Source organism: Streptomyces sp. NPDC044704 (genome assembly GCF_056433525.1).
Genome location: NZ_JBWKGY010000002.1, coordinates 1 through 23,855 on the forward strand (window position 1 = coordinate 1; position 23,855 = coordinate 23,855).

Below are 23,855 nucleotides of genomic sequence, written 5' to 3' on the forward strand. Positions count from 1 at the left end.
CAGATGTGGAAGCCCGGTAACGGGTGGAGCTGACTGGTACTAATAGGCCGAGGGCTTGTCCTCAGTTGCTCGCGTCCACTGTGTTAGTTCTGAAGTAACGACCGTGTTGTCATCCGGTTGGTCAACTTCATAGTGTTTCGGTGGTCATAGCGTTAGGGAAACGCCCGGTTACATTCCGAACCCGGAAGCTAAGCCTTTCAGCGCCGATGGTACTGCAGGGGGGACCCTGTGGGAGAGTAGGACGCCGCCGAACAATCATTGTGGGAAAGCCCCGCACCTTATGGTGCGGGGCTTTTCTGCGTTCAGGGCCCGGCAGGCCGGCTCGGGGACTCCTGTAGGGTCAGGGGGCATCGATTCGACATTTTCTACAGTCACAGTGGAGGCCCCCGGGTGGAGGTCCAGGAGACTCGGGTCCAGACTGACCGAATTTTCACCATTCCGAACATCCTGAGCATGGCTCGGCTCGCAGGCGTACCGCTCTTCCTCTGGCTGATCCTGGCGGGGTACGACGGGTGGGCACTCGCGGTCCTCATGCTCAGCGGGATCAGTGACTACCTCGACGGGAAACTCGCGCGGCGCTGGAATCAGATCAGCAACCTGGGGCGGCTACTGGACCCCGCCGCGGACCGCCTCTACGTCCTGACCACGCTGTTCGGCCTCACCTGGCGGGAGATCCTGCCCCTCTGGCTCACCGCCGCCCTGCTCGCCCGTGAGGCAATGCTGCTGGTCATGGTGTGGATCCTGCGCCGGCACGGCTATCCGCCGCCCCAGGTGAACTTCCTCGGCAAGGCCGCCACCTTCAACCTGATGTACGCGTTCCCCCTTCTCCTGCTCAGCGACGGCACGGGCTGGCTGGCCTGGACGGCGTCCGTTTTCGGATGGGCGTTCGCGGGATGGGGTACAACGCTCTATTGGTGGGCAGGAATCCTTTACGTGGTGCAAGTCCGCCGTCTCGTGAAGGCGGACACCACGGCCGATTGAGCTCACTCGGCGCCGGTACTGACGCGGAGGAGTAGCGGAGTCACCGTCCGAGACGGGTGAGGTCGGCAAGACCGTCATCTCTCTAGGAGGACTCTTCCGACATGAAGGCCGTCGTGATGGCCGGTGGCGAAGGTACGCGGCTTCGCCCCATGACCTCAAGCATGCCCAAGCCGCTCCTGCCGGTGGCCAACCGGCCGATCATGGAGCACGTGCTCAGGTTGCTCAAGCGGCATGGGCTCAGTGAGACCGTCGTCACCGTGCAGTTCCTGGCGTCGCTCGTCAAGAACTATTTCGGGGACGGCGAGGAGCTCGGAATGGAGCTCACCTATGCCAACGAGGAGAAGCCACTCGGGACCGCCGGCAGCGTGAAGAACGCGGAAGAGGCGTTGAAGGACGACACCTTCCTCGTCATCTCCGGCGACGCGCTCACCGACTTCGACCTCACCGATCTCATCAACTTCCACAAGGAGAAGGGCGCACTCGTCACGGTGTGCCTGACGCGGGTGCCGAATCCGCTGGAATTCGGCATCACCATCGTGGACGAGGAAGGGAAGGTCGAGCGCTTCCTGGAGAAGCCCACGTGGGGCCAGGTGTTCTCGGACACCATCAACACCGGCATCTACGTGATGGAACCCGAGATCTTCGACTACGTCGAAGCCGACGTGTCCGTCGACTGGTCCGGTGACGTCTTCCCCCAGCTCATGAAGGAAGGCCGGCCGATCTACGGCTACGTGGCCGAGGGCTACTGGGAGGACGTCGGCACCCACGAGAGCTACGTCAAGGCGCAGGCCGACGTGCTCGAGGGCAAGGTCCAGGTCGACATGGAGGGCTTCGAGATCTCCCCCGGGGTATGGATCGCAGAAGGCGCCGAGGTCAGCCCCGACGCGGTACTGCGCGGACCCCTGTACATCGGGGACTACGCCAAGGTCGAAGCCGGAGTGGAGATCCGGGAACACACGGTCATCGGGTCGAACGTGGTCGTCAAGAGCGGGGCCTTCCTGCACAAGGCCGTCGTCCACGACAACGTGTACATCGGCCCCCACAGCAACCTGCGCGGCTGCGTCATCGGCAAGAACACCGACATCATGCGGGCCGCGCGGATCGAGGACGGTGCCGTCATCGGCGACGAGTGCCTCGTCGGTGAAGAATCCATTGTCCAGGGCAACGTCCGCGTCTACCCGTTCAAGACGATCGAAGCCGGCGCCTTCGTCAACACGTCCGTGATCTGGGAGTCGCGCGGGCAGGCCCACCTGTTCGGTGCCCGGGGCGTCACCGGGATCCTGAACGTGGAGATCACCCCCGAGCTCGTGGTCAAACTGGCCGGTGCCTATGCGACGACCCTCAAGAAGGGGGCCATCGTCACCACGGCCCGTGACCACTCCCGCGGCGCGAGAGCGCTGAAGCGGGCCGTGATCTCGGCGCTCCAGGCCAGCGCCATCGACGTACGGGACCTGGAGAACGTACCCCTGCCCGTGGCCCGGCAGCAGACGGCCCGCGGCGCCGCCGGCGGGATCATGATCCGAACCTCGCCCGGGGTGCCGGACTCGGTGGACATCATGTTCCTCGACGAGCGGGGAGCGGACCTCTCGCAGGCGGGCCAGCGCAAGCTGGACCGGGTCTACGCGCGCCAGGAGTACCGGCGTGCCTTCCCGGGAGAGATCGGCGACCTGCAGTTCCCGTCGAGCGTCTTCGACTCGTACACGGGCTCCCTGCTGCGCAGGGTCGACATCACCGGGATCGCGGACGCCGGCCTCAAGGTCGTCGTCGACGCCTCGAACGGAAGTGCCGGTCTGGTGCTGCCCAGCCTGCTGGGCAGGCTCGGGGTCGACGCGCTGACGATCAATCCCGGACTGGACGAGTCCCGGCCGACGGAGACCAGGGAGTCCCGGCGGGCCGGACTGGTCCGGCTCGGGGAGATCGTGGCCTCGGCCCGGGCGGCCTTCGGGGTGCGCTTCGACCCGGTGGGCGAGCGGATCTCCCTGGTCGACGAGCGCGGGCGGATCATCGAGGACGACCGGGCGCTGCTCGTCATGCTCGACCTGGTGGCCGCGGAGAAGCGCAGCGGCAAGGTGGCGCTGCCCGTGACCACCACGCGCGTCGCCGAGCAGGTGGCGGCGTACCACGGCACGCAGGTGGAGTGGACGACGACCTCGCCCGACGACCTGACCCGTGTGGGCCGGGCCGAGAGCACCATCTTCGGCGGCGACGGGCGGGGCGGGTTCATCGTCCCGGAGTTCAGCAGCGTCTTCGACGGGTCGGCGGCGTTCGTGCAGCTCATCGGGCTGGTCGCGCGGACCCAGCTCACGCTGAGCCAGATCGACGCCCGGATCCCGCGGGCGCACGTCCTCAAGCGGGACGTGCCGACGCCGTGGGCCGTCAAGGGGCTCGTCATGCGGCGGGTCGTGGAGGCGGCCGGAGACCGGCAGGTGGACACCACCGACGGGGTGCGCGTGGTCGAGGCCGACGGGCGGTGGGCGCTGGTCCTGCCGGACCCGGCGGAAGCGGTCACCCACCTGTGGGCGGAAGGACCCGACGACGCGTCCGCGCAGGCGCTCCTCGACGAGTGGGGCGCGGTCGTGGACGGGGCCGGGCAGCACTGAGCGCGGTACGCGGCACCGCGTAGCAGGGGGGTCCGGCGGGCCGGTACGGGCAGTCGTCCGTACCGGCCCGCCGGACGGCCGCATTCGGTGGGAGCGGTGGCGACATGCGACGATGTGCGGCATGTCCCAGCCGCCCAACGACCGGAGTTCGGCCACGCCGCCCGCGCGCCCGGACGCCTCCATGTCGCTGCTGACGCACGTCATGGACCACAGCCTCGACGAGGGCTACGCGGAAGCGACGGCCCGGCGCCAGGCGGACGGTACGGCGGGGCTGCCGCGGACCCTCAAGGCCAAGCTGGCGCTCGCCGCCGGGCTCGTGCTCGCGGCCATGGTCGTCACGCTGGGTGCGGCACAGGCACGCATAGCGGCGCCGGTCCTGGCCAAGGAGCGCGAGGAGCTGATCGACCGCGTCGAGCGGGCCGACGGCCACGCGAACGGGCTGGAACGCGACATCGAGCGGCTGCGGACCGAGGTCGCCGACCGGCAGGCCGAGGCGCTCAAGCAGCACGGCGGGGACCAGGGCAGGCTCGTGGCCCTGCTGTCGGGCGCAACCGAGGTCCGTGGTCCCGGCGTCAAACTGGTGGTGGACGACGCCAAGGGCGCTGCCGCCGGCGGTGGCGGACCGCGCGAGAGCGCGGGCTTCTCGGACACCGGCCGGGTCCGCGACCGGGACATGCAGCGCATCGTGAACGGCCTGTGGCAGGCCGGCGCGGAGGCCGTCTCGATCAACGGGCAGCGGCTGACGGCCCTGTCGGCGATCAGGGCGGCCGGTGACGCGATACTGGTCGACAACAAGCCGCTGGTGCCGCCCTACGAGATCCTCGCGGTGGGGGACAAGAAGCGGCTGGGGACCACCTTCCAGGACTCCGTGGACGGCCAGTACCTGCACGTGCTGCAGGAGAGCTACGGGATCCGCTACACCCTGTCCGCCGTGGACGAGGTGAGGGTGCCGGCCGCGTCGAGCCTGACCGTGCGCACAGCCACTGCAGAAGAGCCGAAGAAGGGTGCATCGTGATCGCGGTACTGGGCCTCGTGGCCGGAGTGGTGGTCGGACTTCTGGTCCGGCCCGAAGTGCCGGCCGTCGTCGAGCCGTATCTGCCGATCGCCGTGGTCGCCGCGCTCGACGCGGTGTTCGGCGGTCTGCGCGCGATGCTGGACGGGATCTTCGTGGACAAGGTCTTCGTGGTGTCGTTCCTGTCCAACGTGGTCGTGGCCGCGCTGATCGTCTTCCTCGGAGACAAGCTGGGTGTCGGCGCGCAGCTGTCGACGGGCGTGGTCGTGGTCCTCGGCATCCGCATCTTCTCCAACGCCGCGGCCATCCGCCGGCACGTCTTCCGGGCGTGAGGCCGATGAGCAGCGAGAACGCTCCGCTGGGGGAGTCCGGGGAGCCGGAGCGGCCCCCGAAGGGCGAGCAGGCCGAGCAGGCCGCGCCAGGGCCCTCCCGGGGCCCTTCCGAAGGTCCCGCGGCCGCCCCCGAGGAGACCGGGCGGCAGCGCCTGGCGGCGGGGCTGTGGCCGCCGCGCGTGAGCCGGGCCCAACTGATCGTCGCGTTGCTGCTGTTCGTCCTCGGGCTGGGCCTCGCGATTCAGGTACGGTCGAACAGCGACTCCAGCGCCCCGCTGCGCGGTGCCCGTCAGGAGGACCTCGTACGGATCCTCGACGAGCTCGACGGGCGGACCACGCGGCTGGAGGACGAGAAGCAGAAGCTCGACGACCAGCGCAAGGAGCTGGAAAGCAGCTCCAACCAGGCCGAAGAGGCGCGCAGGCAGACCGTGGAGAAGGAACGCCAACTGGGCATCCTCGCCGGTACGGTGGCAGCGCAGGGACCCGGCATCACCCTGCGGATCACCGATCCGCAGGGGCAGGTGCAGTCCGACCAGCTCCTGGACACGCTGCAGGAGCTGCGGGCGGCCGGGGCCGAGGCGATCCAGATCAACGGTGTGCGCGTGGTGGCGAGCTCGTACTTCTCGGACGAGGGCGGCGGCGTCGCGATCGACGGTAAGAAGATCACACAGCCCTACGAGTTCAAGGTGATCGGAAGGCCGCAGGATCTGGAGCCGGCGCTCAACATCCCCGGTGGGGTGGTGCAGACGCTGGAGAAGGAGCAGGCGACGGTCGCCGTCACACGGTCGGCGAAGATCGTTGTGGATGCCTTGCGGGCTGCGAAGCAGCCTGACTACGCTCGGTCGTCATCGCCGTGATGTCGGGCGGAACGTGGACCGGCTCACGCGGGCGGATGCCTGCGGGGGGTCGACGCACCGAAGTCGCGGTGCGTGGTGGAAACTGTCTGGTGGTTACGGACGTTGTGAGAATGTCCGGGTCGGCAGGTGTGTGCATGCAGAGTTCGTCCTGCCCCACGGGCGGGTCTGTTTCGGTCAAGGGGAATCGCCCGTGAAGTTGTTTGAGAAGTTGTTCGGCAAGAAGAACCGCGAGGAAGGCGGTGCCGCACGGCACCGCGCTGGGCACGGCGAGGTGGAAGGGCAGGGCGACCGGCCGCTCTTCCGTGACGAGGTGGCCGGCCAGGGTGACAATTCGGGCGCGCAGGGCGCGTCGAGTGTTGACCCTGCCGGTTCCGGACGCATAGGTTTCGGTGAACCATCAACCTCAAGTGCGGGTGGAGGGTTTGCGCCCGACCCGTATGCCACCAATGCCTCCGCGGGGCAGCCGCGGCGCGAGGAGCCGTCCATGTCGGCCGAGCAGGTTTGCAGCAGGTGTGGGCACCGCAGCGATGCGGCCAGCCGCTTCTGCTCGAACTGCGGGGCGCCGCTGCGGGCGGGCCTGACGCCGGAGCGTGCCTCGGAGACCACGTCCACGATCTCGATCTCGGGCCTCGAGGCCTACGAGGCCGAGGTGTCGGGACAGCCGCACGCGTCGTCCTCGCTGTCCCCCGAGGCCCAGGCCGCGGTGGAAGCGCTGCCGCCGGGTTCCGCCCTGCTGATCGTCCGGCGCGGCCCCAACTCGGGCAGCCGCTTCCTCCTCGACGGCGAGCTGACCACGGCGGGCCGGCACCCGCAGAGCGACATCTTCCTGGACGACGTCACCGTCTCCCGGCGCCATGTCGAGTTCCGCAGGGGCCAGGAAGGCGGCTTCACCGTCTCCGACGTGGGCAGCCTCAACGGCACGTACGTGAACCGCGAGCCGATCGACTCGGTCGCCCTGCACAACGGCGACGAGGTGCAGATCGGCAAGTACCGGCTGGTCTTCTACGCGAGCCTGCGGGGCATCTGACCCTCCCCCGGACCCGGTCCGGGGGGACCCCAGGGAAGGTTCCATGCTGCGTACCCCCACCGGCGGTGCCCCGAAGAACGGCACCGCCGGCCAGGCCGGGCGGCTGGTGAGCATCGGCACGGTGCTGACCATGCTGCGCGACGAGTTCCCCGAAGTCACGATCTCGAAGATCCGTTTCCTGGAGGCGGAGGGGCTCGTGGAGCCCGTGCGCACACCTTCCGGATACCGCAAGTTCAGCACGGCGGACGTGGAACGGCTCGGGCGCGTCCTGCGCCTCCAGCGCGACCACTACCTGCCGCTGAAGGTCATCCGGGAGCAGCTCGACGCCCTCGACCGGGGTGAGCAGATCCGCATCCCCGGACCCACCGCCCACGGGGAGTCCGTCGATCCCGCGAGCCCGTCCGCCGTGTACGGCGAGGTGGGCCGGGAGCGGCCGACCGTGCCCCGGGTCGGGCGGGCCGAGCTGATCGCCGCCGCGGAGGCGGACGAGGTCCAGCTCGTGGAATGGGAGTCGTACGGGCTCATCTCCGAGGCGCCGGGCGGCGGGTTCGACGCGGAGACCGTCACCGTGGCCCGCCTGATCGCAGATCTCGGACGGTTCGGGCTGGAGCCGCGCCACCTGCGGGCCATGAAGGCCGCCGCGGACCGCGAGGCCGGTCTGGTGGAGCAGGTCGTCTCGCCGCTGCGCAGGCACCGCAACCCGCAGACCAGGGCGCACGCGGAGGCCACGCTGAAGGAGCTCGCGGGACTCTCCGTACGGCTGCACGAGGCCCTCGTGCAGACCGCTCTCGGCGTCCGGTTGCGCTGACGGCGCTGGTCGGCGTGCGGCCCCGACTACCCAAACCGGCCGGGCAGGTCCTAGGGTTGCTGTGTGAACGAGCTCGACGTTGTGGGTGTCCGGGTGGAAATGCCCTCCAACCAGCCGATCGTGCTCCTGCGTGAAGTGGGAGGCGACCGGTACCTCCCCATCTGGATCGGTCCTGGGGAGGCGACCGCCATTGCCTTCGCACAGCAGGGGATGGCCCCTGCCCGGCCGCTGACGCACGACCTGTTCAAGGACGTGCTGGAGGCGGTCGGTGAGGAGCTCACCGAGGTCCGGATCACGGATCTGCGGGAGGGCGTCTTCTACGCGGAGCTGGTCTTCGCCAGCGGGGTCGAGGTGAGCGCGAGGCCTTCCGATGCCATAGCGCTGGCCCTGCGGACGGGGACGCCGATCTACGGCAGTGACGGTGTGCTCGACGACGCCGGAATCGCCATTCCCGACGAGCAGGAGGACGAGGTGGAGAAGTTCCGCGAGTTCCTCGACCAGATTTCGCCGGAGGACTTCGGTACCGGCCCCCAGTGAGGAGCGGAGCGGGGAGCGCGGCGAAACGCGGGCCGCGTCGTCCACCGGGAACCTTCAGCCCATTCGAGTAGCCTTTCCCCGCAATGGGGTACGGGAAACCACTCTCAGGGTGATTATCACTCGGCGTGCCGAGTGTGGCGATCGTTGACGCACCCCTGGTCACTGCCTACCTTCAAGGTGGGCAGGTCAAGGACGGAGGGTCGGCGTGAGGATCACGGGCGACGGTACGACCGGGGGCACCCCCGCACGGAGTGATGGTGGGTCGTACCCGCTGCACGGCGGCGCGGCCGGGCCCGCGCACCGTCAGCCGGCGTCCACGCCGGTCGGACCGGTGGGCGACGACCCGGCGCCCGAGCAGGTCGGCTACCGGGGCCCCACGGCGTGCGCCGCGGCCGGCATCACGTACCGGCAGCTCGACTACTGGGCGCGGACCGGGCTGGTGGAGCCGAGCGTCCGGCCCGCGTACGGGTCCGGCACGCAGCGGCTGTACAGCTTCCGCGACGTGGTGGTCCTCAAGATCGTCAAGCGCTTCCTGGACACCGGGGTGGCGCTGCAGAACATCCGCGCCGCCGTGCAGCACCTCCGTGACCGGGGTTTTCGCGACCTAGAACGCATGACGCTGATGAGCGACGGCGCGACCGTGTACGAGTGCACCTCGCCGGACCAGGTGGTGAGCCTGCTCCAGGGCGGGCAGGGCGTCTTCGGCATCGCGGTCGGCGTCGTCTGGCGCGATGTGGAGAACGCCCTGTCGCAGCTGCACGGGGAGCGCATCGACACGGGCGAGACCCTCCTCGGCCACAATCCGGCCGATGAGCTCGCCGCACGGCGGAACCGGGCCGTCTGACCGATGTCAGTGCCGTAGGGCAGCATCGGGGCTGTGAGAGCCGCGCCGACCATCCTGCACCTGGACATGGATGCCTTCTACGCCTCGGTGGAACAGGCGTCGAAGCCCAGCCTGCGCGGGAAGGCCGTGATCGTCGGCGGGCTCGGACCGCGCGGGGTGGTCGCCACCGCCTCCTACGAAGCCCGCCGCTTCGGGGTGCACTCGGCGATGCCGATGGCCCAGGCCCGGCGGCTGTGCCCGAACGGGGCCTGTCTGATCCCCCGCTTCAGCCTCTACCGCGAGGTCAGCGAGCTGGTCATGGGCCTGCTGCGGGAGCTGTCACCGCTGGTCGAGCCCCTCAGCCTGGACGAGGCCTTCGTCGACCTGGAGGCGGGCGGCTCCGCCTTCGACGCGGCCGGTGCCAGGGCGGCCGGGGAGCGTCTGCGGGCCGACATCACGGCTGCCACGGGGCTCAGCGGCTCGGTGGGGCTGGCCGGGTCGAAGATGCTCGCCAAGGTGGCCTCCGAGGAGGCCAAGCCGGACGGGCTGCTGCTCATCGAGCCGGGCACCGAACGGGAACTGCTCGCGCCGATGTCGGTGCGGACCCTGCCCGGGGTCGGGCCGGCCACCGGGGAACACCTGCGCCGGGCCGGGATCACCACCGTGGGGGAACTCGCCGAAGCCGGTGAGGACGAGCTGGTCCGGATGGTCGGCAAGGCGCACGGGGCGGGGCTCTACCGGATGGCGCTGGGCCTCGACGACCGGCCCGTGGTCGCCGAGCGCGACGCGAAGTCCGTGTCCGTCGAGGACACCTTCGACGTGGACCTGCACGACCGGGTACGGATCCGCTTCGAGGTGCAGCGGCTCGCCGACCGGTGCGTGGGGCGGCTGCGCGCCTCCGGACACTCGGGCCGGACCATCGTCCTGAAGGTCCGGCGCTACGACTTCTCGACGCTGACCCGCTCCGAGACCCTGCGGGGCCCCACCGACGATCCGGGGGTGGTGCGGGAGGCCGCCGCGCGGCTGCTGGAGGGCGTGGACACCACGGGCGGGGTGCGGCTGCTCGGCGTCGGCGTGACGGGCCTCGCGGACTACACGCAGGAGGACCTCTTCGCCCAGGTACTGGCCGCCGAGGCGGAGGCGGAGGGGGTCGCGGCGGCGGTCGGCGACGCGAGCGGGGCCGTTGCGCCGGACGGGGCGGAGGGGGCGGACGCACCGTCGCGGGCTGCGGATGCCGGTGCCGATGCCGTGGAGGCGGCGGGAGAGGCCGTGGAGGCGCCCGGGGCGCCCAGGGAGCCCGGGGCGGACGGGCCGGCCGTCGCGCGGCACTGGGCGGCCGGGAGCGACGTACGGCACGCGGTGTACGGGCCCGGCTGGGTCCAGGGCAGCGGGGTGGGCCGGGTGACCGTACGGTTCGAGCGGCCCGGATCCCCGCCCGGCCGGGTCCGCACCTTCCGGGTGGACGACCCCGAGCTGGAGCCGTCCGATCCGCTGCCCCTGGTGGGAACGTCCGATTCCCAGTGCCGCGGCCGGAAGGACTAGCTGCGTCCGGTCAGGCGGCCCGCGGCGCGGCGGCGCTTCTTGGCGGGCGGGGGCGGGGCGTGGCGGAACTCCGACGGGAGGGCCACGTCCAGGCCGTAGTGGTGGTACAGCTGGAGCTCCTGCTCGGGGGAGAGGTGACGGCCGACCCCGAAGTCGGGGGCGTCCTTGATGAGGGAGCGCTCGAACGGCACGCGCAGGGCGTCGTCCACCACCTCGCTGGGCTCCAGGGGGACGAACGCGTCCCGGCCGAAGAGCCCGGTCCGCACGGCCGCCCATTCCGGAACGCCCGTGGCGTCGTCGAGGTAGACCTCGTCCACGGTTCCGATCTTGGCGCCGTTGCGGTCGAATGCCTTGCGGCCGATCAGGCTGCGCGGATCGATGTCGGTCTGCACGGTCCCTCCACTTGGTCGCAACTCCATCCGTAATCACTACAAAAGTGCATATCCGGGGAGGGGGCCACTCGAGGGAGGGTCCAGATCCTCGCTGGTAGGCTGGGTGACGGCTGTTGACCCTGTGCGGGAGAGTCCTCCGAGTGAGCTCGACGGAGGCGCCGAAGGAGCAAATCCTCCCCGGAATCTCTCAGGCATACGTACCGCACGTGAAGAGGCCACTCTGGAAAGCAGGGGCGGTGCCGGGACGCAGTGCCGGCTCCTCCCCTCACCGACGGTGAAAGCCGGACCCCACGGGCGACCCCTGTGAGGCCCGGTGAAGCTCTCAGGTTGAGATGACAGAGGGGGAGGCCGTCCGGGTGCCCGCGCCGTGGTGCCCCTCGCAGGTCATACGACCAGGAGGCCTCCGTAATGACCGCCAACCGCATTCCGCTCTCTCAGCTCGAGCGAGGCATCCCCTTCGAGCAGCGCCACATCGGCCCGGATGCCGAGGCGCAGGCGAAGATGCTCGCCCACGTGGGCTACGGCTCCCTGGACGAGCTCACCGCCGCCGCGGTACCGGATGTGATCAAGACCGCCGAGGCGCTGAACCTGCCCGAGGCGCGGACCGAGGCCGAGGTGCTGGCCGAGCTGCGTTCGCTCGCCGACCGCAACCAGGTCCTGACCTCGATGATCGGCCTCGGCTACTACGGGACCTTCACCCCGCCGGTGATCCTGCGCAACGTCATGGAGAACCCGGCCTGGTACACGGCGTACACGCCCTACCAGCCCGAGATCTCGCAGGGCCGCCTGGAGGCGCTGCTCAACTTCCAGACCGTCGTCGCCGACCTGACCGGTCTGCCGACCTCCGGCGCCTCCCTCCTCGACGAGGGCACGGCCGCCGCCGAGGCCATGACGCTGGCCCGCCGGGTCGGCAAGGCCAAGGGCAACGTCTTCCTCGTGGACGCCGACGCGCTGCCGCAGACGATCGCCGTGATCGAGACCCGCGCCGAGCCGATCGGCATCGAGGTCGTCGTCGCCGACCTGTCCGCCGGCATCCCGGCCGAGATCGCCGAGCGCGGGATCTACGGCGTGCTCGTCCAGTACCCGGGCGCCTCCGGTGCCGTACGGGACATCAAGCCGGTCATCGACCAGGCGCACGGGCTCGGCGCGATCGTCGCGGTCTCGGCCGACCTGCTCGCCCTGACCCTGCTGACCTCGCCGGGCGAGCTGGGCGCGGACATCGCGGTCGGCACCACCCAGCGCTTCGGCGTTCCGATGGGCTTCGGCGGCCCGCACGCCGGTTACATGGCCGTCCAGGCCAAGCACGCCCGCTCCCTGCCCGGCCGCCTCGTCGGAGTCTCCCTGGACGCGGACGGCAACAAGGCCTACCGCCTCGCGCTGCAGACCCGCGAGCAGCACATCCGCCGCGAGAAGGCCACCAGCAACATCTGTACGGCGCAGGTGCTGCTCGCCGTCATGGCCGGCATGTACGCCGTCTACCACGGCCCCGACGGCCTGCGGACGATCGCCCGCCGCACCCACCGCTACGCCACCCTGATCGCCGCGGGCCTGACGGCGGGCGGGGTCGAGATCGTGCACGGCTCGTACTTCGACACGGTCACCGCCCGGGTTCCCGGCAAGGCCGCCGAGGTCGTCGCCGCCGCCCGCGAGGGCGGGGTCAACCTGTTCCAGGTCGACGCCGACCACGTCTCCCTCTCCTGCGACGAGACCACCCTGCGCGCCGACGTCGACGCCGTCTGGGCCGCCTTCGGCGTCTCGGCCGACCTGGAGGCCCTCGACGCGACCACGGCCGACACCCTCCCCGAGGGCCTGCTGCGCTCGGACGAGGTCCTGACGCACCCGGTCTTCCACCAGCACCGCTCCGAGACCGCGATGCTGCGCTACCTGCGCAAGCTCTCGGACAAGGACTACGCGCTGGACCGCGGCATGATCCCGCTGGGCTCCTGCACGATGAAGCTCAACGCCACCACCGAGATGGAACCGGTGACCTGGCCCGAGTTCGGCCAGCTGCACCCGTTCGCCCCGGTCGCGCAGGCGGAGGGGTACCTCACGCTCATCACGGAGCTGGAGGAACGTCTCTGCGAGGTCACCGGCTACGACAAGGTCTCCATCCAGCCGAACGCCGGCTCCCAGGGCGAGCTCGCCGGCCTGCTGGCCGTGCGCGCCTACCACCGCGCCAACGGTGACGAGCAGCGCACCGTCTGCCTCATCCCCTCCTCCGCGCACGGCACCAACGCGGCGAGCGCCGTGATGGCCGGCATGAAGGTCGTCGTCGTCAAGACCGCCGACGACGGCGAGGTGGACGCGGACGACCTGCGCGCCAAGATCGAGCAGTACCGCGACGAGCTCGCCGTGCTGATGATCACCTACCCGTCGACGCACGGCGTGTTCGAGGAGCACGTCGCCGACATCTGCGCCCAGGTGCACGAGGCCGGCGGCCAGGTCTACGTGGACGGCGCCAACCTGAACGCCCTGGTGGGTCTGGCCAAGCCGGGTCACTTCGGCGGCGACGTCTCGCACCTGAACCTGCACAAGACCTTCTGCATCCCGCACGGCGGCGGCGGCCCCGGCGTGGGCCCGGTCGGTGTCCGGGCGCACCTGGCCCCCTACCTGCCGAACCACCCGCTCCAGCCGACGGCCGGTCCCGAGACGGGCGTGGGCCCGATCTCGGCCGCCCCGTGGGGCTCGGCGGGCATCCTGCCGATCTCCTGGTCGTACGTACGCCTGATGGGTGGTGAGGGCCTCAAGCGCGCCACCCAGGTGGCGGTACTCGGCGCGAACTACATCGCCAAGCGTCTGGAGCCGCACTACCCGGTGCTCTACACCGGCCCGGGCAACCTGGTCGCGCACGAGTGCATCATCGACCTGCGCCCGCTGTCGAAGTCGACGGGCGTGAGCGTCGACGACATCGCCAAGCGTCTGATCGACTACGGCTTCCACGCGCCGACCATGTCCTTCCCGGTGGCCGGCACGCTGATGATCGAGCCGACGGAGTCCGAGGACCTCGCCGAGATCGACCGCTTCTGCGACGCGATGATCGCCATCCGCGGCGAGATCGAGCGGGTCGCGGGCGGCGAGTGGCCGCTGGAGGACAACCCCCTCGCCAACGCCCCGCACACCGCCGCGGCGCTGGGCGGCGAGTGGAACCACCCGTACACCCGGGACGAGGCCGTCTTCCCGGGCGGGGTCACGGCCGCCGAGAAGTACTGGCCGCCGGTGCGCCGGATCGACGGCGCGTTCGGCGACCGGAACCTGGTGTGCTCCTGCCCGCCGCTGGACGAGTACGACAACTGATCCCGCCTGATGCGGTGACAGGACGCTGACGCGTGGGAAGGGGCCGGTCCCGGAGCTTTTGGCTCCGGGACCGGCCCCTTCGTCGTCCTCGTCGGTCAGGCCGCCGCGAGCGGGCGGTGCGGCGCGATGATCTGGCCGTCCGGCAGGAGTTCACCGGTGTCCTCGAAGAGCAGGACGCCGTTGCACAGCAGGCTCCAGCCCTGCTCCGGGTGGTTGGCCACCGGGCGCGCGGCCTCCCGGTCGGCGGACTCTGATGACGGGCAGGCAGGCTGGTGCTGGCACATGGATGCGTTCTTTCGCTGCGGTGTGGTCTGTTCGCTACGGCTCGATGCGTGATTCATGGCCGTCCCCCTGGGTCGTCCCCGCACCTGCGGGGAGGATGGGCTCAGTCTTCCCCCAGGACGGCTGCTTCGCAGGTATTTCCCCGCAGCTGTCCTCATGGATTGAGGACGCATCACTCGTGCGGGCGGTTCAGGTCAACTCCCCTGTCATTTCGGGTGGTTCGCTAGTGGCCCGAGCGGACTAGGCCGAATGGGCAATCCGGATGGATCGGTTCAGGCCGCCGGGGCGGCGACCGGTGGCGGTACCGGAGGTGCCTGGGGGGTCAGCCGGTGCGTCAGCACGGGCAGCAGTTCGGAAACGGTGTGCGGCCGGTACGCGGCGATCCCGGGCGGCGCCGGGGCCAGCGGAACCAGCAGGTCGGCGGCGGCCGGCAGACCGGCCGCGGCATCGGCGCCGACCGCGCCGTGCAGCCACAGGGTCAGCATGTACAGCTCCGGGACGGACAGCAGGCGCGGCTGGTAGCTCTGGCCGAGGGACTCCGCCTGGCGCAGGGCGCGTTCGGTGGCCGCGACGTAGGGGCCCTCGAAGAAGTGGGAGAAGGCCCAGCCGTCCGCGGTGAGGCGGGTGTCGGCCGCGGCCACGAAGCGGTCGCCGCTGCGGATCAGGAACCGCCACGCGGTGAGCCGGGTGCGCGGGGGCCTTCCGCCGGCCGCGAGGTTGGAGGTGTGGAGCCGGTCGAGCACGTGGACCGGGAGCGGGAGTTCCGCGGTCAGCGGGCCCTGGACCGCGCGCAGGGCCGGAGTGTGCGCCTCGTGGACGGCGGTGGGGGAACCGAGTGCCGCGAGGACGCTGCGCAGGGCGGGCGCGGGAGCCGGAGGGACATGCAGCGGCATGGTGGGTCGCCTCTCACTTGGGAGACCTGTGGTGCGGGGGAAGGTGCGGGACGGCGCTGTCGCATTCTGGGGCCAGAGGGGGGCTGAGGGGCAATGACCGCGCGCCAACTCTCTGCCTCGTTTGCGGAGTTTATACGACACGTGTTCACGCAGTGTTTCGGCTAGCTGTCCCGGCCATTGCCGACAAGTCGCTTACCGGTCCCACTGTGATGCCATTCATGCCGCGCGAGCGCGAACGTGCCGCGCTGACCTCGGAGGCTACCGGAAGGGGGCTCGGCTGGAAAGCATCGGCTATCCGGAACCGGCAAAGTCGACGCGGAATTTGCATACGAAGACTTGCCAGGTGAATGTGCCGAAGCGCCCTTCCGGCCATACCGGCGCGCGCTGCCGTCAGAGGGCTCGATACCGGCGTTATCGATCACGGCGTCTGGGCATCATCGACCGTACACGCGCGCCCGGGTGCACAAGCCGGGCCGCTCGAGGGAGGGACGCTTCGATGGGGGAGAAGGTCGTGGCAGGCGGATTCGACCTGTCCGATCGGCAACGGTATCGGAGGAAGCTTCACGAGTGCCTGGAGGGACTGGAGCGGCTTCTGGCGGAGAAGAGGTTCGATCGCCCCAAGAACATGATGGGGCTGGAGATCGAATTGAATCTCGCGGGTGCCGACGGTTTGCCGCGAATGGTGAATGCCCAGGTGCTGGAGCGGATTGCCAGCCCCGATTTCCAGACCGAACTCGGAATGTTCAACCTGGAGGTCAACGTACTTCCGCACCGCCTCGAAGGCCGGGTTTTCGACCAGCTCGCGGAGGAGCTCAGCGCAGGGCTGCACTACGCCCACCGGCAGGCCGCCGAGATCGACGCGGGCGTCGTGATGATCGGGATCCTGCCGACGCTCTCCCGCGCCGACCTGGCACCGGCCAACCTCTCGGCGGTGGACCGCTACTCGCTGCTGAACGAGCAGATCCTGATGATGCGGGGGGAGGACTTCACCCTCGACATCGACGGGGTGGAGCGGCTGACCTGGAGCACCGGGTCGATCGTGCCGGAGGCCGCCTGCACCTCCGTACAGCTGCACCTCCAGGTGACTCCGGCGCGGTTCGCGGACGTGTGGAACGCGGCCCAGGCGGTGACCGCCGTACAGATAGCGGTGGGCGCCAACTCGCCGTTCCTGTTCGGGCGCGAGCTGTGGCGGGAGTCGCGGCCGCCGCTGTTCACGCAGGCCACCGACACCCGCCCGCCCGAGCTCCAGGCCCAGGGGGTGCGGCCGCGCACCTGGTTCGGGGAGCGGTGGGTGGACTCGGCGTACGAGCTGTTCGCCGAGAACGTCCGCTACTTCCCCGCCCTGCTGCCGATCTGCGACGAGGAGGAGCCGCTGCGGGTCCTGGCCGACGGCGGGGTGCCGAGCCTGCAGGAACTGGTCCTGCACAACGGCACGGTCTACCGCTGGAACCGGCCCGTGTACGGGGTCGCCGACGGGGTGCCGCACCTGCGCGTGGAGAACCGGGTGCTCCCGGCCGGGCCGACCGTCGCCGACGTCGTCGCCAACGCGGCCTTCTACTACGGGCTCGTACGCACCCTCGCCGACGAGCAGCGCCCGGTGTGGACCCGGATGCCGTTCGCGGAGGCGGAGGCCAACTTCGACGCCGCCTGCCGGTACGGGATCGACGCCCGGCTGCGCTGGCCGCGGCGGGGGCGGGCCGGGGGACTGGTGAGCGTACCGGCGGTGCGGCTGGTGCTGGACGAGCTGCTGCCGATGGCCGCGGCCGGGCTGGACGCCTGGGGGATCGAGGCCGCGGACCGGGACCACTACCTGGGGATCATCGAGGAGCGGTGCCGGCGGCGCGTGAACGGGGCGACCTGGCAGGTGGACACCTACCACCGGGCCCTCGCCGGCGGGCTGGAACGGGACGCCGCGCTGGCCGCCACCACCCGCCGGTACAGCGAGCTGATGCACCGGGGCGACCCCGTGCACACCTGGCCCGTCGGGCTCGCGGAACGGGAGGTGGACGCCGCCACGGCCGTCGGCCGCTGACCGGCCCGTCCCGTGATCCCGCCGCGTGATCCCGCCGCGATGATCCCCCATGGCTCCCGAGGGGGCAGTATGGGGTGGTCGAACAGGACGTCGCGGCGGGATGGCCCGCAGCGGTGGCGGGACGGGAGTCGGGCGTGCGCACGGAGCCGGAGCCGGTGGTCGTGGAGCTGGACGAGCAGAAACGGCGCGGTGTCCTGCGCACCGAGACGCTGCTCGTGCTGGCCCTGTCGCTGGGCGCGAGCGCGGTCTCCGCGCTGATCAGCTTCATCGGCTCGCTCACCAAGCCGGGCGGCCTGAAGGACCAGGCCGCGACGCTCAACGGCTCGTACGCGCCCGGCCGGCCCTGGCTGGACCTCGCCTGGCAGCTGTTCGGGATCGCGACGGCGCTGGTCCCCGTCCTGCTCGTCGCCCACCTGCTGACCCGCGAGGGCGCGCCCGGGCTGCGGGTGCTGGGCTTCGACCTGACCCGGCCGTGGCAGGACCTGGGCCGGGGCGCGCTCGTGGCCGCCGGGATCGGCAGCGCGGGCCTCGCCTTCTACCTGGGTGCCCGCGCCACCGGCTTCAACCTCACGGTCGTGCCCGAGGCGCTGCCCGACGTGTGGTGGAAGTTCCCCGTGCTGATCCTCTCCGCGGTGCAGAACTCCGTGGTCGAGGAGGTCATCGTGCTGGCCTACCTGCTGCGCCGGCTCGATCAGCTGGGCTGGTCGCCGATGGCCGCGCTGGTCGCCAGCTCCGTGCTGCGCGGCTCGTACCACCTCTACCAGGGCATCGGCGGCTTCATCGGCAACGTGGTGATGGGCGTGGTCTTCGTCCTGGCCTACCGGCGCTGGGGCCGGGTGGGGCCGCTCGTCGTCGCGCACGCGCTGCTCGACATCGTGGCCTTCGGCGGGTACGCGCTGCTCGCGGGCGAGGTGGACTGGCTGCCCACCCCCTAGGGCCTGTCGTCAAACTCCCGTCTGCCCCGCGACGCCTGGCACGCGCTCTCGCCGCACCGGGCGAAAGCCAAGTACGTCCAGTACGCGGGCTTCCGCCCGGCGCACCGAGAGCACGCACCAGACGCCGCAGGGCCGCCCTCCGGGCGACGACGGGAGTTTGACGACAGGCCCTAGTGCCGTGATCAGGGGGACGTGAGCAGTTCGCCGTCGAGGACGGTGACGGCGTTCCCCGTCAGGAGGGTGCGTTCGCCCGCGAGGGTGACCCGGACCAGGCCGGTGCGCGCTCCGCCCTGGAGGCCGGTCATCTCGGTGCGGCCCAGGCGCCGGCCCCAGAAGGGGGCGAGCGCGGTGTGCGCGCTGCCGGTGACCGGGTCCTCGTCGATGCCGACGGCCGGGAAGAAGCCGCGCGAGACGAAGTCGTAGCCGAGGGCCGGGTTCTCGGCGGCCGCGGTGACGATCACCCCGCGGCGGGAGTACGCGCGCAGGGCCGCGTGGTCGGGGGCGAGTTCGCGCACGGTCCGCTCGTCGGCCAGTTCGACCACCAGGTCGCCGATGTGGGCGGAGGTGTCGTGGACCGACTTGATCGCGGCGCCCAGTGCGCGGCCCACCTCGGGTTCCGGGTCCACCGGGGTCAGTGAGGACGTCGGGAAGTCCATGGTGACCGAGCCGTCCCCGTCGGCCCGGGCCGTGAGGACGCCGCAGCGCGCGCCGAAGCGGATCAGGCCGTCGGCGAGGCCGTCCGAGGCGAGGACGTGGGCGGTGGCGAGGGTGGCGTGCCCGCACATGTCGACCTCGGCCGCCGGGGTGAACCAGCGCAGCGCCCAGTCGGCGTCCCCGCCGGGCGGCAGGGGGTGGGCGAAGGCCGTCTCGGAGAGGTTGACCTCGGCGGCCACCTGCTGGAGCCATGCGTCCGGGGGGAACGGGCCGTCGAGGAGCAGGACTCCTGCGGGGTTCCCGTGGAAGGGGCGGTCGGTGAAGGCGTCGACGATTCGGATGCGCATGGACCGACCGTAGGGCGGTCGCCCGAACCCGGCCAAAGGCCAATCCGGGGTGACTGGCCTGCTTCCTCCTGACCCCGTGCACTCGTGTTCGCTCCCGCATCGGCGACCGGTTCCGATATATCGTTGACGCATCGCGATGGATCAGCGATAGTGAAGAAGTCGAAAGACGACGACCGCGATGACAAGCGATGACGAAAGGAGCGCAGTGATGCGTTCACGTGGACAGCACGACCATGGACATGAGCACGGGCGGGGTCACGGCCACTGCGGGCCCGACCGTCGGGAGGAGTTCCAGGGGCGGCGCGCCGCCTTCGGGCCGTTCGGCCCGCCCTTCGGCGGCGGTCCCTTCGGGGGGCGCGGCGGCCGCGGCGGACCGCGGGGCCGGGCGCGGCGCGGTGACGTGCGCGCCTCGATCCTGGCGCTGCTCGCCGACCGGCCGATGCACGGCTACGAGATGATCCAGGAGATCGGTGAGCGCAGCGGCGGGGCCTGGAAGCCCAGCCCCGGCTCGGTCTACCCGACCCTGCAACTCCTGGAGGACGAGGGGCTCATCCTCAGCGCGAGCGAGGGCGGCAAGAAGCTCTTCACCCTCACCGACGCCGGCCGCGCCGAGGCGGAGTCCGGTCCGGACGCCCCCTGGGCGGACGCCGGCCGGGGCTTCGACTTCGAGGCGATGCACGAGGTCCGGACGGCCGGGATCGGCCTGATGGAGGCCTTCGGGCAGGTGTTCAAGACCGGCTCGCCCGAGCAGCGCGAGAAGGCCCTCGGTGTGATCAACGACGCCCGCAAGAAGCTCTACCTGATCCTGGCCGACGAGCACTGAGCCGACGAGCACTGAGTCGACGAGCGCTGAGCCGACGAGCGCTGAGCCGACGTGCGCTGGTCCGGCGGCCGGCTCCGGGAAGCGCCGCCGCGGCGCTTCCCGGACGACGGAGCGCCCCGCGAGACCTCTCGCGGGGCGCTCCGTCGTGTTCGCGGGTCCGGGCGGACCGTCGTGGCGCCGGTCAGGCGACCAGCCCGGCCAGCTTGCGCAGCGATTCGTTCAGGGCGGCGGTGGCCGAGTCCTTCAGCTTGCCCGCCATGAGGGACACCGCGGCGCCCGTGAACTCGCCGTCGATGCGCACGGTGGTGGCCCCGCCGTCGGCGGTCAGGGTGTACCGGGTGAGGACGGCCACGCCCATGGGTCCCTTGCCGGTGATGGCGAAGAGGCGTTCGTCCTCCAGTTCCGAGACGGTCCACAGGACCTCGGCCGGGAAGCCCATCATCTTCATGTTCTCGGCGAAGGTGGAGCCGACCGCGAGGGTCTCGGGACCGCCCTTCGGGAAGTTGGTGTGGGTCATGCTCCACTGGCCGTACGCGTCCCAGTCCGTCAGCTGGGCCCAGAGCTTCGCGGCGGGCGCCTCGATGCGTGATTCCGCGGTGACTTCAGCCATGCGTCCACCCCTTCTCGTCGGGTTCGTGCGGCGGAAGGTAGTCCCGGCGACCGGAACATTCAATACTGACGACCTGTCAGATATCGGGTTCCGGACGATGTGGATCTCAGCTGTGTCTCAACAGGTGTCATAGCGGTGACGGTCCTGACCGGCCCTGCCATGATGGCCTGATGCAAGCGTCAGGGAAGAACGCCGGACTGGGCCTCGCCCTCGTCTCGGCGTGCGCGTTCGGTGGTTCGGGGGTCGCGGCGAAGCCGCTGATCGAGGCGGGTCTGGACCCGCTGCACATGGTGTGGCTCAGGGTGGCCGGGGCGGCGCTGGTGCTGTCCCCGCTGGCTTGGCGGCACCGCGATCTGGTGCGGCGCAAACCGCTGCTCCTGGCCGGCTTCGGGCTCATAGCCGTCGCCGGCGTGCAGGCGTTCTACTTCGCGTCGCTGTCCCGGATCCCGGTCGGCGTGGCCCTGCTCCTGGAATACCTGGGGCCGGCCCTGCTGCTCGGCTGGATCCGCTTCGTACAGCGCAAGCCGGTGACCCGGTCGGCCGCGGCCGGTGCGGCGGTCGCCGTCGTCGGCCTGGCCTGCGTGGTCGAGATCTGGGCCGGGCTGAGCCTGGACCCGCTCGGGGTGCTGCTCGGCCTCGCCGCCGCCTGCTGCCAGGCCTTCTACTTCGTCTTCGCCGACCAGGGTGCGGACGGGGACGATGCGCCCGACCCGATGGGCGTGATCGCCTTCGGCATGATCGTCGGCACCCTGGTGATGACCGTGATCGCCCGGCCCTGGCAGATGGACTGGCAGGTCCTGAGCGGGTACGCCGCCCTGGGTGACCTCCGGGTGCCCGCGTTCGCCCTGCTCGGCTGGGTGGTGCTGGTCGCCACCGTGTTCGCGTACGTCACCGGCGTGGTCTCGGTCCGCAAGCTCTCCCCGCAGGTGGCGGGCGTGGTCGCCTGCCTGGAGGCCGTCATCGCGACCGTCCTCGCGTGGATCCTGCTCGGCGAACACCTCTCCCTCCCGCAGATCGCGGGCGGGGCGCTGGTGCTGGGCGGTGCCTTCATCGCGCAGTCCTCGCGGCCGACCCCGCCGGGCGCGGCCGATCCCGCGGTGCTCGGCCCGGAGAAGGCCCGGGTGTAGCCGGCCGGGCCGTAGGGCCTGGTCAGGGCGGTGGGGGAGCGCGTAGGGTGCGGACCATGCCGTCGACCGTACTGCCGCCTCCCGCCGCCTAGGTCCTGCCCGGACGCTCCCGCGGTCCCGCACTCCGTGCGGGCGCCCCGCGGGGATTTTCCCGCGCAGGACCGGCGCGGGTGGCTGCCCCTTGTGAGGACCACCCGCCCCGGCCGCCTTCCGGCGGCCCGGGCGGGTTCGTGCTGCCCGCGAAGTGATGACCGGCCTTCCTCATCCTTCACGCATGCGCGGAGAACCACGTGTCGAACCATTCGCCCGCTGCCGGGCGCAGTCTGCTGTACCTCGTCGTCGCCGGAGTCGCCTGGGGCACCGCCGGAGCGGCCGCCTCCCTCCTCTTCCTGGCCAGTGACCTCGGCCCGCTCGCCCTGTCCTTCTGGCGGTGCGCCGGCGGGCTCGTCGTACTGCTCGGGGTGCTCGCCCTGCGCCGGCCCGGTGCCGGGCGCCGGCCGGGCGGGGGGCGGCGCCCGTCCGCCGCCTCGCTCATCGGGACCGGGCTGATGTTCACCCTGTTCCAGGCCGCGTACTTCGGCGCCGTCCGGGAGACCGGCCTGGCCGTCGGCACCGTCGTGACCCTCGGCGCGGGACCCGTGCTGATCGCGCTCGGCGGCCGGTACTGGATGGGCGAGCGGCTGGGGCGGGGCGGGGTCGCCGCCGTCGCCGGCGCCCTCGCCGGGCTCGCTGTACTCGTCCTCGGCTCCGGGGGCGGTGAGGTGCGGCCGCTCGGGGTGTTCTGGGCGCTGCTCTCCGCCGCCGGGTACGCGGCGATGACCCTGCGGGCCCGCTGGCTCGGGCGGCGCGGGGCCGGCGGGGACCCCCTCGTCACCACCGCGTGGTCGGTGGGGGTGGGCACGGTGTGCCTGCTGCCGCTCGCCGCGGTCGAGGGGCTGTTGCCGCACACCGCCGACACGGCGCGGGTGCTCTGGCTGCTCGCGTACGTGGCCGTCGTGCCGACGGCGTTGGCGTACGCGCTCTACTTCACGGGCGCCGCGTCCGTGCGTGCCGCGACCGTTTCCGTGATCATGCTGATCGAGCCGGTGAGCGCCGCGGTGATCGCGGTCGCGCTGCTCGGGGAGCGGCTGACCGGTGCCGTGGTGCTGGGCACCGTACTGCTGCTCGCGGCCGTGGGCGCGCTGATCGGCTCCGAGGCGCGCAGGCCCGCGGAGGGGCCGGTGGCGGTCCGGCCCGCCCCCGGGGTTCAGAGCGCGGCGACGTAGTCCGGGGTCGCGATGCCGGGGGCCAGGTCGGCGGCCGGGACCGGTGTCCCGTAGGCCGGGGCGACCGGGACCACGCCCGACCAGTAGGGCAGGTCCAGGTCCTCGGCGTCGTCGTTCGGGCCGCCGGTGCGCAGCTTCGCCGACACCTCGTCCAGGTCTAGGCGGATCACCGCGGTGGCGGCCAGTTCCCGGGCGTTCGCGGGCCGCGAGTCGGCGGAGCGGCCGGGGACGACGTGGTCCACGAGGGCGTCCAGCGCCATCCGGCGCTCCGCCTCGTCGGTGACCTCGTAGGCGGTGCCGTGGACCACCACCGAGCGGTAGTTGAGGGAGTGGTGGAAGGCCGACCGGGCCAGGACCAGTCCGTCGACGTGCGTCACGGTCAGGCACACGGGGAGCCCGGGATCGGCCTTGCCCGCGGCGAGCAGCGGGCGGGAGCCGGTCGAGCCGTGGACGTAGAGGGTGTCGCCGACCCGGCCGAAGAGGGTGGGCAGGACCACCGGCGCGCCGTCGCGGACGAAGCCCAGGTGGCAGACGTAGGCCTGGTCGAGTATCGAGTGCACGGTCTCGCGGTCGTAGCGCGCCCGGTCGCGGGAGCGGCTCGGAACGGTGCGGTCGGTGGGCTCGTAGGCGGCGGGCGTGGTGGTCATGGTGCGGACTCCGTTGTACTAGTGCATAATCTTGT

22 protein-coding genes, 1 rRNA gene and 2 riboswitches are annotated in these 23,855 nt (G+C 71.2%); of the genes, 17 read left to right on the forward strand and 6 right to left on the reverse strand.

Annotation, left to right across the window (positions count from 1 at the left end; genetic code table 11):
* The first annotated feature begins 136 nt into the window (after positions 1 to 136).
* From rrf to AC07B0_RS04370, 11 genes are all read left to right on the forward strand, one after another.
* Positions 137 to 253 (forward strand): 5S ribosomal RNA (rrf, locus tag AC07B0_RS04320).
* A 137-nt stretch (positions 254 to 390) separates the two neighbouring features.
* Positions 391 to 981 carry a cardiolipin synthase ClsA gene (gene clsA, locus AC07B0_RS04325; protein WP_356883854.1) on the forward strand — a complete coding sequence of 197 codons (591 nt, stop codon included), beginning with the start codon at positions 391 to 393 and terminating at the stop codon, positions 979 to 981.
* A 101-nt stretch (positions 982 to 1,082) separates the two neighbouring features.
* Positions 1,083 to 3,581: a mannose-1-phosphate guanyltransferase gene (locus AC07B0_RS04330; protein WP_356883853.1), complete on the forward strand. Its 2,499-nt coding sequence runs from the start codon at positions 1,083 to 1,085 to the stop codon at positions 3,579 to 3,581.
* A 112-nt stretch (positions 3,582 to 3,693) separates the two neighbouring features.
* Positions 3,694 to 4,596 (forward strand): DUF881 domain-containing protein, encoded by a 903-nt coding sequence (locus tag AC07B0_RS04335; protein WP_356883851.1) that lies wholly within the window; start codon positions 3,694 to 3,696, stop codon positions 4,594 to 4,596.
* Positions 4,593 to 4,925 carry a small basic family protein gene (locus AC07B0_RS04340; protein ID WP_281207173.1) on the forward strand — a complete coding sequence of 111 codons (333 nt, stop codon included), beginning with the start codon at positions 4,593 to 4,595 and terminating at the stop codon, positions 4,923 to 4,925. The genes AC07B0_RS04335 and AC07B0_RS04340 overlap by 4 nt, the downstream gene beginning before the upstream one ends.
* A 5-nt stretch (positions 4,926 to 4,930) precedes the next feature.
* Positions 4,931 to 5,782, forward strand: a complete 852-nt coding sequence (locus AC07B0_RS04345; RefSeq protein ID WP_478896726.1) for a DUF881 domain-containing protein — start codon at positions 4,931 to 4,933, stop codon at positions 5,780 to 5,782.
* 82 nt (positions 5,783 to 5,864) lie between these two features.
* Positions 5,865 to 6,809: an FHA domain-containing protein gene (locus AC07B0_RS04350; RefSeq protein WP_356883857.1), complete on the forward strand. Its 945-nt coding sequence runs from the start codon at positions 5,865 to 5,867 to the stop codon at positions 6,807 to 6,809.
* Between the two features lie 43 nt (positions 6,810 to 6,852).
* Positions 6,853 to 7,617, forward strand: a complete 765-nt coding sequence (gene ftsR, locus AC07B0_RS04355) for a transcriptional regulator FtsR (protein ID WP_356883847.1) — start codon at positions 6,853 to 6,855, stop codon at positions 7,615 to 7,617.
* 63 nt (positions 7,618 to 7,680) lie between these two features.
* A complete protein-coding gene (locus AC07B0_RS04360) occupies positions 7,681 to 8,154 on the forward strand; it encodes a bifunctional nuclease family protein (protein ID WP_007262890.1) in 474 nt (157 codons plus the stop codon).
* A gap of 205 nt (positions 8,155 to 8,359) precedes the next feature.
* Positions 8,360 to 8,998 (forward strand): MerR family transcriptional regulator, encoded by a 639-nt coding sequence (locus AC07B0_RS04365; protein ID WP_356883845.1) that lies wholly within the window; start codon positions 8,360 to 8,362, stop codon positions 8,996 to 8,998.
* Positions 8,999 to 9,031: 33 nt separating this feature from the next.
* On the forward strand, positions 9,032 to 10,519 hold the full coding sequence (locus AC07B0_RS04370; RefSeq protein ID WP_478896728.1) for a DNA polymerase IV: 1,488 nt from the start codon (positions 9,032 to 9,034) through the stop codon (positions 10,517 to 10,519).
* Here the strand turns inward: AC07B0_RS04370 and AC07B0_RS04375 are convergent.
* Positions 10,516 to 10,911 carry a PRC-barrel domain-containing protein gene (locus AC07B0_RS04375; RefSeq protein WP_356883841.1) on the reverse strand — a complete coding sequence of 132 codons (396 nt, stop codon included), beginning with the start codon at positions 10,909 to 10,911 and terminating at the stop codon, positions 10,516 to 10,518. The genes AC07B0_RS04370 and AC07B0_RS04375 overlap by 4 nt on opposite strands.
* Before the next feature lie 114 nt (positions 10,912 to 11,025).
* Positions 11,026 to 11,124: riboswitch (glycine riboswitch) on the forward strand.
* A 1-nt stretch (position 11,125) separates the two neighbouring features.
* A riboswitch (glycine riboswitch) is annotated at positions 11,126 to 11,260 on the forward strand.
* Between the two features lie 59 nt (positions 11,261 to 11,319).
* Between AC07B0_RS04375 and gcvP the strand changes: the two genes are divergently transcribed.
* Positions 11,320 to 14,205, forward strand: coding sequence for an aminomethyl-transferring glycine dehydrogenase (gene gcvP, locus AC07B0_RS04380; protein WP_467293505.1), 2,886 nt, complete (start codon positions 11,320 to 11,322; stop codon positions 14,203 to 14,205).
* Positions 14,206 to 14,300: 95 nt separating this feature from the next.
* Here the strand turns inward: gcvP and AC07B0_RS04385 are convergent, their stop codons facing one another.
* Together AC07B0_RS04385 and AC07B0_RS04390 are read right to left on the reverse strand one after the other, a co-directional pair.
* Entirely contained in the window at positions 14,301 to 14,489 is a 189-nt protein-coding gene (locus tag AC07B0_RS04385; protein WP_007262885.1) for a DUF5999 family protein, read from the reverse strand.
* A gap of 270 nt (positions 14,490 to 14,759) precedes the next feature.
* A complete protein-coding gene (locus AC07B0_RS04390) occupies positions 14,760 to 15,380 on the reverse strand; it encodes a hypothetical protein (RefSeq protein ID WP_478896730.1) in 621 nt (206 codons plus the stop codon).
* 496 nt (positions 15,381 to 15,876) lie between these two features.
* On the opposite strand from AC07B0_RS04390, the gene AC07B0_RS04395 reads away from it, so the two are divergent.
* Both AC07B0_RS04395 and AC07B0_RS04400 read left to right on the forward strand, forming a co-directional pair.
* Entirely contained in the window at positions 15,877 to 17,412 is a 1,536-nt protein-coding gene (locus AC07B0_RS04395; RefSeq protein ID WP_356883835.1) for a glutamate-cysteine ligase family protein, read from the forward strand.
* Positions 17,413 to 17,546: 134 nt separating this feature from the next.
* Positions 17,547 to 18,347 carry a CPBP family intramembrane glutamic endopeptidase gene (locus tag AC07B0_RS04400; protein ID WP_478896732.1) on the forward strand — a complete coding sequence of 267 codons (801 nt, stop codon included), beginning with the start codon at positions 17,547 to 17,549 and terminating at the stop codon, positions 18,345 to 18,347.
* A 182-nt stretch (positions 18,348 to 18,529) separates the two neighbouring features.
* Here AC07B0_RS04400 and AC07B0_RS04405 read toward each other — a convergent pair whose 3' ends face one another.
* Positions 18,530 to 19,348, reverse strand: coding sequence for a PhzF family phenazine biosynthesis protein (locus AC07B0_RS04405; protein WP_356884204.1), 819 nt, complete (start codon positions 19,346 to 19,348; stop codon positions 18,530 to 18,532).
* A 208-nt stretch (positions 19,349 to 19,556) separates the two neighbouring features.
* On the opposite strand from AC07B0_RS04405, the gene AC07B0_RS04410 reads away from it, so the two are divergent.
* Positions 19,557 to 20,171 carry a PadR family transcriptional regulator gene (locus tag AC07B0_RS04410; RefSeq protein ID WP_356884202.1) on the forward strand — a complete coding sequence of 205 codons (615 nt, stop codon included), beginning with the start codon at positions 19,557 to 19,559 and terminating at the stop codon, positions 20,169 to 20,171.
* Positions 20,172 to 20,352: 181 nt separating this feature from the next.
* Here AC07B0_RS04410 and AC07B0_RS04415 read toward each other — a convergent pair whose 3' ends face one another.
* Positions 20,353 to 20,781, reverse strand: a complete 429-nt coding sequence (locus AC07B0_RS04415) for a type II toxin-antitoxin system Rv0910 family toxin (RefSeq protein WP_356884200.1) — start codon at positions 20,779 to 20,781, stop codon at positions 20,353 to 20,355.
* 170 nt (positions 20,782 to 20,951) lie between these two features.
* On the opposite strand from AC07B0_RS04415, the gene AC07B0_RS04420 reads away from it, so the two are divergent.
* Together AC07B0_RS04420 and AC07B0_RS04425 are read left to right on the forward strand one after the other, a co-directional pair.
* The gene (locus tag AC07B0_RS04420; RefSeq protein ID WP_356884198.1) at positions 20,952 to 21,908 is read left to right on the forward strand and encodes an EamA family transporter; all 957 of its coding nucleotides are present in this window, start codon (positions 20,952 to 20,954) and stop codon (positions 21,906 to 21,908) included.
* A 290-nt stretch (positions 21,909 to 22,198) separates the two neighbouring features.
* Positions 22,199 to 23,173: a DMT family transporter gene (locus AC07B0_RS04425; protein WP_356884197.1), complete on the forward strand. Its 975-nt coding sequence runs from the start codon at positions 22,199 to 22,201 to the stop codon at positions 23,171 to 23,173.
* Here AC07B0_RS04425 and AC07B0_RS04430 read toward each other — a convergent pair.
* The gene (locus AC07B0_RS04430; protein WP_467293515.1) at positions 23,155 to 23,820 is read right to left on the reverse strand and encodes a pyridoxamine 5'-phosphate oxidase family protein; all 666 of its coding nucleotides are present in this window, start codon (positions 23,818 to 23,820) and stop codon (positions 23,155 to 23,157) included. The two genes, AC07B0_RS04425 and AC07B0_RS04430, sit on opposite strands and share 19 nt — an antisense overlap.
* Positions 23,821 to 23,855: the final 35 nt, after the last annotated feature.